This is a genomic window from Microbacterium sp. 5K110 (genome assembly GCF_005774735.1).
Taxonomy (GTDB): Bacteria; Actinomycetota; Actinomycetes; order Actinomycetales; family Microbacteriaceae; genus Microbacterium.
Genome location: NZ_VBUM01000018.1, coordinates 37,619 through 46,697 on the forward strand (window position 1 = coordinate 37,619; position 9,079 = coordinate 46,697).

Sequence of the window (9,079 nt, forward strand, 5' to 3'; positions counted from 1 at the left end):
TGGCGGAAGAAGCAGCGGGATGCCGCGCGGTCCGGGCCGCGCAGAACCGGCATCGGACGGTGATGCCGGGGCGGAAACGTGCCCGCCCCCGCACCGCGATCGCGGATGCAGGGGCGGACGGATGCCGGGAGCCGGCGCGACTCAGGCGTCGAGCAGCAGCGTCTCGGCGAGCGGACGGCGCGTGCGCGGGGCGTTCTCGCGGGCGCGGACGGCCTCGTCTGCGGCATCCGGGTCGCCGAAGGCGCCCACGGCGATCACGGTCACGGGCGTGAAGCGGGCGTCGAGGTCGAACGACGCGCGCAGGCCGTCACCCGAGAAGCCACCCATCGTGTGGGTGGCGAGACCGCGGGCGTGGGCCTCGACGGTGAAGAACGCGGCGGCCTGACCGGCGTCGTAGGTCGCCCACGGCCGGGGGTTCCCATCGGCGTCGGCCGTCTCCGCCAGCACGACGACGAGCGCGCCGGCCGCCGGGGCCCAGCCCTGGTTGAAGCCGACGAGGGACTCGACGACGCGGGCGTGCGCGTCGGTGCCGCGGCGAGCGAGCAGGAAACGCCACGGCTGCGTGTTGTTCGCCGACGGCGACCAGCGGGCGGCTTCGAACGCAGCGCGCAGCGCTTCCTCGTCGATGGGGGTCTCGGCGTCGAAGACGCGGGTGCTCCAACGCTCGGCCAGAACGTCGAGGATCGGGACGTCGGTCTGAGCGGTGCGGTCGAGAACGTGGGACATGGGTACTCCTCAGGATGAGAACGAAGCCGGGGCGTCGTTGACCCGTCCCATCGAACGCCGATGCAGCCGCCGGTGTTCCCATATGACGGAGAAAGTCCTGTGGTAGCCCGTCCGGCCGTCCAGCCGCCTACGCCTCAACGGACCGTTCGAGATCCATCTGGGCGAAGACTTCCCTTGCGACTCGGAAGCTCTCCAACGCGGCTGGCACTCCGCAATAGATCGCGGCTTGCAGGAACACTTCCTTGATCTCTTCCCGAGTCACGCCGTTGTTGATCGCGCCCCGCACGTGGGTGGCGAGCTCATGCGAGCGGTTCAGAGCGGTGAGCATCGCGAGGTTGATCAGGCTACGGTGCGGGCGCGCGAGTCCGGGCCGGCTCCAGACGTCTCCCCAGCAGTACTGAGTGACGAGTTCCTGCATGTCCTGCGAGAAGTCATCGGCTTTCGCCAGTGCCGCATCGACGTAGTCGTCGCCCAGGACTGCCCGGCGGATGGCGAGGCCCTCTTCGAAGAGCTGGTGGTTCATGAGGGGTCCTTCTTGTCGGTCGAGCCGAGGGCGACGCCGTTGACGGCTTCGAGATAGTGCGCAATGTGCGATTGGTCGGCGGGTGCACCGTCGAAAGATGCGAGCGCCGCGCGGGCCACGCGCACCGCGCTGTCGGAGAGGGGTGTCGAGATCCCGACGCTTTCGGCCAATTGCTGGGCGGTGATGATGTCTTTCACCGTGAACTCGAGCGAGAAGCCGACGTTCCACTGGCGATCGAGGACGTGCGGCCCGATCTTGACCTCGGTCGCGTGGTTGCGACCCGTCGAGTGATTGATGACGTCCAGCATGACTCGCGGATCCAGGCCGAACTTCGCGCCGACGCTGAGGACCTCGACGGCCCCGATGATCCCGATGACCGACAGGAGGTTGTTGAGTGCCTTCAGCGCGTGAGCGGAGCCTACGGGCCCCGTCCTCGTGACGCTCGCCCCCAGGGCGGCGAGGAGCGGTTGCGCCTGATTCCACACCTCGTCGTCGGGGGCGCCGACCATGATCGCGAGTTCCCCGGTCGCTGCGCGCCTCGGTCCTCCCGACACGGGGGCATCGATGAATCGGATGCCGCCGGCCGCCAGATCATCGGCATGAGCGCGCGTCGCATCCGGTTGGGACGAACCCATGTCGATGACCAGGGCGCCCGGACTCAGACGCGAGGCGAGGGATCCCGCCTCGCGTCGTGTGCCGAGCACGGATGCGACGACGGTGCTGTTCGGCAGCATGAGGATGGTGATCCGGCTCGCGGCGATCTCCGCGTCGTCGGCCACCCGTGCGCCCGTGTCGGCGGCGACCCGGTCGGCGACCTCCCGTGAGGCATCGGAGACGCTCACGCGGTGGCCGGCCGAAACGAGGCGGGCGACCATCGGTGCGCCCATCGTTCCCAGGCCGATGAAGGTGACGTCCGTCATCAGTACACCGCCACGACCGTCTTCAGGTGCGAATAGTGGAGCATCGCTTCGATCCCCTTCTCTCGCCCGTACCCGCTGTTCTTGTGCCCGCCGAACGGCGTCTGCACCGCGCCCGTGGACCACGTGTTGATGAAGACCTGACCGGCTTCGATGCTGTCGGCCACGCGGAGTGCGCGCCCGATGTCACGCGTGAACACCCCAGCGATCAGGCCGAACTCCGAATCGTTGGCGATGCGGATGGCATCCGCTTCGTCGTCGAAGGGGATCGTCACCAGCACCGGCCCGAAGATCTCTTCTCGGGCGATCCGCGAGTCGGTGTCGACGTCGGCGTAGATGGTGGGCTTCACGTAGAACCCTCCGCCCAGAGCCGGATCGCCGCTCACGGATCCGCCGATGACCGCGGCGATGCCCTCGTCCTGAGCGATGTGGAAGTACTCCTGGACCTGTGCGAACTGCCCGCGCGTGATGAGGGGGCCGATGTCGTCGCCCTCGCGCAGTTCGCCGGCGATCGCGGCCACCTGTGCGACGAACTCGTCGTGGATGGATCGCTCGACGAGCAGCCGCGTTCCCGCGGAGCACACCTGGCCCGCGTTGGCGGCGAAGGCGCGGACAGCCTCCCGGGCCGCTTTCGGCAGATCGGCGTCGGCGAAGACGATGTTGGCGGACTTGCCGCCCAGCTCCAGAGTGAGGGGGATGACGCGTTCGGCCGCGATACGACCGATTGTGCGTCCGGTCTGCACAGAACCGGTGAAAGCGACCTTGCGAACGGCGGGGTGGCTGACGATCGCGGTTCCGACGACCGACCCGGAACCCAGCACCACGTTCAGCACGCCATCGGGGAGCCCGATCTCGGTGGCGAGGCGGCATAGCAGAATCGTCGTCTGCGATGACGTCTCGGCGGGCTTCAGGATCACGACGTTGCCGGTCACGAGAGCCGGGGCGACGGCGCGAGCCGCCTGATTCAGCGGCACGTTCCACGGGGTGATGATGCCGACGACGCCGTAGGGCTCCCGTCGGGTATAGATGTGCTGTCCCGGTTCGACGTCGAGGACGTCGCCGACGGGGATGTTCACCAGCCCGGAGTAGAACTCGAAATAGGCCGCGGAGTTCTCGACTTCGGCGAGGGCTGTTGCGCGCGGCTTGCCGGTGTCTTGGATCTCGAGATCGGCGAATTCGTCGGCGTGGGCGCGGATCGCATCTGCGATGCGGCGAAGGATTCGGCCCCGTTCGGGCGCCGAAAAGTACCGCCAGCCGGGGTAGGCGCGGGTAGCCGCTTTCGCGGCGGAGTCGACGTCTGCGGCGGTGCCGGCGGCGATCCGTACGGTGGAGCCACCGGTCGCAGGATTCGTGCCCACGGTGTATTCATCGGACTGCGGCCGGTGGGGCGCCCCGTCGATCCAGTGGTCGAGAGGTTCGGGTGTAGCCGTGTTCATATCGATTCCCCTCAGTCGGTGATGGTGATGACGGCGCGAGTGACCTCGCGGTTGAGGGACTTCTCCAGCGCCACCTGGATGTCGGCGAACGAGAACTCGGCGTCGACGAGTTCTTCCAGGGGGTACTTGTCCCGTGTTCGGCCAGGAACGTCAGCGCCTTCCAGAGATAGCGGGCCTCGTAGCGGTCGACGTGCCGGATGGTGAGAGCCTTCCGTGTGACGTAGCCGGGGTCGAACGGCACCGTGGCCCCGGGGGAGAGGTTCCCCATGACGAGGTAGCGGCCGCCTCGTCGCACGAGTCGAAGTCCTTCGGCGAACGCTGCGGGAACCCCGGCCACCTCCACACCCACGTCGGCTCCGCGACCGTTGGTGAGCTCCAAGACGGCTCTCTCCCGATCTTCGAGTTCGGGCAGTTCGTTGATGTCGATGACGTGGTCGGCGCCGAATGCGCGGGCCTGTGCGAGACGGGCAGCCACCCCGTCGACGACCAGCACGCGCGCTCCTCGTTCCTTCGCGACGGCGATCGCATAGAGACCCAGACCCCCCGCGCCCTGGATGAGAACGGTCTCGTCCTGCTGCAGCGCGATCTGGTCGATCCCGTAGAAGACCTGACTCAGTGCGCAGTTGGCCCCCGCCGCGACGGCGTCGGGGATCTCGTCCGGAACCTTGTACACGTTCTGCAGGGGGTGGATGTAGTAGTGCGTCGCGAATGCGGCGTGGAAGTGGGGAGCTTCCTCAGGCTGGCGTCCGAAGAACTCGTACGCGTTGTCGCAGAGGTTGTATTGACCGCCCACGCACTGGGGGCACCGCTGGCAGGTCTGGAAATAGGTGCAGACGATGCGGTCGCCGACGGCCAGCGGGACGCCTCGGTTGTCGGTGGTTCGGCGATCACCGAATGCCAGGACGCGCAGAACCATCTCGTGGCCCAGTCCGCCCCGCTTCTTCACGGGGTGCTTTCCGTTCCAGATGTGCAACTCAGAGCCGCACACGTTCGCGCGCAGGACCTCCACGAGGATGCCGTCGGGCTCGAGCTCGGGGAGGGGGTATTCGGCATAAGCGAGTACGCGGGGTTCGCTCATATAGGCCAAGCGGCCGGTGACGGGTGTGTCTGCTCGCGCTTCCACGGGCTATCTCCCTTGATAGTGATGGTGACAGCGCTACGTTAGCGAATGACGGATTGTCCGTCAATCCGTCGGCGCCTTCCTTTCGGACGGTGCCGCACATAAGATCGCTCTATGAGAGGACTGAGCTCCGGTGTCCAGGCCCACTGATCTGAGACTTGCCCGCGAGGAGACGTCGTTACGTTCTCTCCTGGTCAACCGCTTGCGCGACCTCATTCTGGACGGCGATCTCACGCCCGGGCAGAAGCTGGTCGAGCGCGACCTGACCGAGGCGTTCGGCGTGAGTCGTTCTCTCTTGCGAGAGGCTTTGCAGCAATTGCAGGCCGAAGGCCTCATCGTCAACGTGCTGCACCGTGGCCCGTCGGTCGCTGTCATCACTGAGCACGAGGCGCGGGAGATTTACGCTGTTCGCGCGTTGTTGGAGAGCCGTGCCGGACGCGACTTCGTCGAGAACGCCACGGACGATGATGTCGATGCGCTCGCCGCGGCGGTCGATGCGCTGCGGGATCCGGGTGTCCAGGACGACCCCCATCGCCAACTGGTCGTGAAGAACGAGTTCTACGCAGCACTGCTCGCCGGCGGGGGGAACGCGACCATCGCTCAGCTGCTCAAGCAGTTGAACAATCGCGTCACGATGCTCCGCCGGGTGTCGTTGTCCCAGCCGGGGAGGCTGGTGCAGACGACGCAGGAACTCGAAGAGATCGTCGACGCGGCGCGTCGCCGCGACGGCGACCTGATCGCGAAACTCCTCTCGGACCACGTCGATCGAGCGGCGGCGCTCGCGCTGGCGAACTACGACCTCGGCGACGCCGCGAGCTGACGTCTCGAGACCCCGCATCGACCAGCGGGGCGCGCTGCGCGGTCCGCGGGCGCCCTTTCGTCGCGTTCGGGAGAGGCCAGTGCTTGCCCTCATCTTTGTCCTACAATATGTTTGTCGTATACGACTTGAGAAAGGCACAGTGACGTGACCGATGAGATGAAAGTCCACATTCTCCGCACCGGAACCCTGCAGGGCGAGTTGGCCTGGCTGCTGCTGAAGTCGGGCACCACCTTGATGGACAAGAACCATCGCCACGAGCCCCGTGTGTGGGCGAACATGCCTACTCATGCCGTCCTCATCGAGCATCCCGAGGGGCGGATCCTGTGGGACACGGGTGTGCCCCGCAACTGGGAGACGCAGTGGGAGCCCGCCGGTTTCCAGGACTACTTCCCGGTCGCCGAGGATGTCGACGCCCCCGAGGGCTGGTTGGACTCCGGCCTGGCGTCGCTGGAGCTCACGCCCGAGGACATCGATGTACTGGTCCTGTCGCACCTTCACTACGACCACGTCGGCAACGCCAGGATGTTCGACAACGGCAAGACGCGCATCATCGCGAACAACGATGAGATCGCCGGCGTGAAGACACTGAGCGGGATCGTGAACGGCGCTCATCTGATGAGCGAGTTCGAGGGCCTCCCCATCCACGGCACACCGGGCGACGAAGAACTGGTGCCGGGCGTCCATCTCATCAACACCCCCGGGCACACGTGGGGAACGATGTCCTTGCAGATCGACCTGCCCAACGACGGTACGAAGATCTTCACCTCTGACGCGCTGTACCTCTCCGAAAGCTACGGCCCGCCGGCCGTGGGGGCGGCAATCGTATGGGACAACGTCAAGTGGCTCGAGTCGGTGGAGAAGATCAGATCGATCGCGGATCGGACCGGCGCCGAGTTGATCTTCGGTCATGACGACCACCAGCTTCCCTCTCTTCGCACGGCGCCGAACGGCTATTACAGCTAATGCTCTACGACTATCGCTGCCCTCCCTGCGGGGAACGTTTCGAGTTGCGCGTCCCCTCGATGAACTCCGCGACCCCGCTGTGCCCCTCCTGCGGGAGCGACACCCTGGTCAAGCTCGTCAGCGGCGTGCGAATCGGTGGCGCTGCTGCCGCAGGTCCCGCTCGCAGCCAGATGCCGCGCAGTTGGCAGGCCACTCGCGGTGGCGACAGGGATGTGGTGCGCGGGTGGCGAGACGCCGCGGTGCGGCGCGAGAGGCTCGAAGAGCGTCATCCTGAACTCGCGCCGGATCGTCGGCCCGTCCTCGCGCACGAGGGGCGCTTTGCGGACAGGCCGTTACGGGCCGGTGACCCTTGGCCGTCGATGACGGCGCCGGGCTCGGCCGAAGCCTGACGCGAGAGTCGGCCGAAAGAGGACACCCACGCGGCGGGATGCCGGCGGGGTGTCCTCTTCTCATATCGGGCCTCACGCCCCCGCGGCGCGCGTCATGGCGAGAGCGAAGGCGTCCAGGCCGGCGGTTCCGGAGTCGACGAGGATGTCGACCCCGGTCACCGAGGCGGCCGCGTCGCTCGCGAGGAACGCGCAGACCTCGGCGACGTCGCGACCTCGCCCGATGCGACGCAGAGGTAGCTCCGCGGAGACGAGGTCGAGGAACTGATCGAGGTCCATTCCCGCGCGCGCGGCGCCCTCGCGGGCCTCACCCAGGAGCATCGGCGTCGCGGTGGGGCCGGGGCTGACGCTGTTGGCGCGGATGCCGTGGCGGCCATAGTCTGCCGCGAGCTGCCGGGTGAACGCGACCAGCGCGGCTTTCGAGGCGCTGTAGGCGGCGGTCTCGGGGAGTGACCGGTGTGCGGCCAGCGACGCCACATTCACGATGGAACCGCGACCCCGTCGGACCATGCCGCGAAGCGCGTGACGGGCCATGAGGAAGGGGCCCGTCACGTTGACGGCGAAGACGCGGTTCCACTCTCCGAGGGTCATCTCGGTGGTGGCGCGAACGAGGCTGACTCCCGCGGTGTTGATCAGGATGTCAGCGGCACCGCCACCGAACTCCTCCGCCGTCTGCACGGCCTGCGCGCAACTGTCTTCGTCGGTCACGTCCGCGACGCACGTGACGGCGAGGGGCCCGATCTCTCTCGCTACGGTCGCGAGAGCATCCGCGGACACGTCGACCAGGCACACGCGGACGCCCGACTCCGCCAGGCGATGGGCGACCGCGGCTCCAATGCCCGATGCGCCGCCCGTCACGATGGCCGTCGAGTGGTCCGCGCGGGCCTCGATGTCGGTGTGCGCCATCAGAGCGCCGCGCAGATCGCGAGGTCCGACAGCCGCTGGCAGCGCAGGTAGTTGTCGCTCTCCTCCATCGACCCTGCGGTGAGCAGCACGAAGGTCACATCGCGCTCAGGATCGACCCAGAACACCGTGGATCCGGCACCGTGGTTGCCGAACGTCCGCGCCGATGTCAGCGTGCCGAGCATGGAGGGTGCTGCGCCGAGGCCCGACAGCTGGAACCCGTATCCGAGGTTCGCCGGAGCCCACGGCCATCCGCGCTTCTTCGCCATCCCCAGATAGAGGTTGTTGGGGTCGTCGCCGGTCTGCACGCGGGTCGCCACGTCGATGATGGCGGGGGACACCAGTTGTTCGCCGCTCTCCGTCTTGCCGCGCCGGCGGTAGACCTCCGCCAGTCGGAAGATGTCCCGCGCCGTCGTGACGGACCCGACCCACGGCATCTCCGCGTCCCCGGAGATCACGTCGTTCAGAACCTCGAGATCGTGAGCCGTGAGCCACCCCTCATTGCCGAACATCGCCCTGATCGGAACGACACGTTCTGCGAGACGCTCGGGGAGACCGAAAGCCGTGTCGACCATGCCGATCGGATCCAGCACTTCGCGCGCCATCATCTGCGAGAAGGAGGTGTCCCCGTGCACGCGGCGCACCATTTCGCCGAGCAGGGCATGGTTCAGGGTCGGGGAGTAGTCCACGGTCGTACCGGGCTCGCCCGCGAGGGGCATCTCGCAGATCTTCTCGATCACGGCCGAGAGGTCGCCCAGCTGCGCGTAGGGGAGGGGCTCGGGAGTGCCGTTCATCCCCGACCGGTGGCTCAGGAGGTGCGCCACCGTGACGGTCTCCTTGCCCCGTGCGAGGAATCGATCTGATCCGATGTACTCGGGGATGACATCCACCACCCGGGTGTTCAGAGTGAGGAGCCCGGCATCGATCGCGCGGTAGACGGCGGTGTTCGTGAGGGCTTTGGTGACCGACAGCACGCGGAAGACGTCGTCCAGGGCGGCGCTTCGTTGCGTGGACGCATCCGTCGACCCGATCGCAGCCTCGAGGACCACGTCTCCGTGGCGTGCGACGATCACGGTCGCGCCGTGGTACTCCCCGGCCTCGATGTCCTGCTCGATCGTCGAGCGGAGTCGAGCCAGCTGAGGGGTCGACATCCCGCTCTTCTCGGCGCGGCCGATCTCGGCTGCGGCAGCGGTGGGCGTTGCGGTGGTGGACGACATTGTCTGTTCCTTCGTGTGGTGATGAGTGGCGGATGACGAGGGGGCGCGGGGAGGGGTCAGCTCTCGGG

General features: G+C 67.3%; 10 protein-coding genes. 3 read left to right on the top strand and 7 right to left on the bottom strand.

Translation table 11 applies throughout. The annotated features are described in order from the left end of the window. Window positions 1–141: 141 nt before the first annotated feature. The 5 genes from FE256_RS06570 to FE256_RS06590 all read right to left on the bottom strand — a co-directional run bounded on the left by FE256_RS06570 (window position 142) and on the right by FE256_RS06590 (window position 4,725). Complete coding sequence (locus tag FE256_RS06570; protein WP_138173974.1) at window positions 142–726, bottom strand: nitroreductase family protein; 585 nt, start codon at window positions 724–726, stop codon at window positions 142–144. 127 nt (window positions 727–853) lie between these two features. Further along, a complete protein-coding gene (pcaC, locus tag FE256_RS06575) occupies window positions 854–1,249 on the bottom strand; it encodes a 4-carboxymuconolactone decarboxylase (protein WP_138173976.1) in 396 nt (131 codons plus the stop codon). Beyond that, a complete protein-coding gene (locus FE256_RS06580; RefSeq protein ID WP_138173978.1) occupies window positions 1,246–2,169 on the bottom strand; it encodes an NAD(P)-dependent oxidoreductase in 924 nt (307 codons plus the stop codon). The genes pcaC and FE256_RS06580 overlap by 4 nt, the downstream gene beginning before the upstream one ends. Further along, a complete protein-coding gene (locus tag FE256_RS06585) occupies window positions 2,169–3,524 on the bottom strand; it encodes an aldehyde dehydrogenase family protein (RefSeq protein ID WP_212743486.1) in 1,356 nt (451 codons plus the stop codon). Before FE256_RS06585 ends, FE256_RS06580 begins: the two co-directional genes overlap by 1 nt. A gap of 7 nt (window positions 3,525–3,531) precedes the next feature. After that, window positions 3,532–4,725 (bottom strand): zinc-binding dehydrogenase, encoded by a 1,194-nt coding sequence (locus FE256_RS06590; RefSeq protein WP_212743487.1) that lies wholly within the window; start codon window positions 4,723–4,725, stop codon window positions 3,532–3,534. Between the two features lie 199 nt (window positions 4,726–4,924). Here FE256_RS06590 and FE256_RS06595 point away from each other — a divergent pair, with 199 nt between their 5' ends. From FE256_RS06595 to FE256_RS18630, 3 genes are all read left to right on the top strand, one after another. After that, window positions 4,925–5,542, top strand: coding sequence for a GntR family transcriptional regulator (locus FE256_RS06595; protein WP_212743488.1), 618 nt, complete (start codon window positions 4,925–4,927; stop codon window positions 5,540–5,542). A gap of 144 nt (window positions 5,543–5,686) precedes the next feature. Beyond that, window positions 5,687–6,505, top strand: coding sequence for an N-acyl homoserine lactonase family protein (locus FE256_RS06600; RefSeq protein ID WP_138173982.1), 819 nt, complete (start codon window positions 5,687–5,689; stop codon window positions 6,503–6,505). After that, complete coding sequence (locus tag FE256_RS18630) at window positions 6,505–6,894, top strand: FmdB family zinc ribbon protein (RefSeq protein ID WP_138173984.1); 390 nt, start codon at window positions 6,505–6,507, stop codon at window positions 6,892–6,894. The genes FE256_RS06600 and FE256_RS18630 overlap by 1 nt, the downstream gene beginning before the upstream one ends. Before the next feature lie 72 nt (window positions 6,895–6,966). Here the strand turns inward: FE256_RS18630 and FE256_RS06610 are convergent, their stop codons facing one another. Both FE256_RS06610 and FE256_RS06615 read right to left on the bottom strand, forming a co-directional pair. Continuing rightward, a complete protein-coding gene (locus FE256_RS06610) occupies window positions 6,967–7,797 on the bottom strand; it encodes an SDR family NAD(P)-dependent oxidoreductase (RefSeq protein WP_138173986.1) in 831 nt (276 codons plus the stop codon). After that, window positions 7,797–9,011 (bottom strand): serine hydrolase domain-containing protein, encoded by a 1,215-nt coding sequence (locus tag FE256_RS06615; protein ID WP_212743489.1) that lies wholly within the window; start codon window positions 9,009–9,011, stop codon window positions 7,797–7,799. Before FE256_RS06615 ends, FE256_RS06610 begins: the two co-directional genes overlap by 1 nt. Window positions 9,012–9,079: the final 68 nt, after the last annotated feature.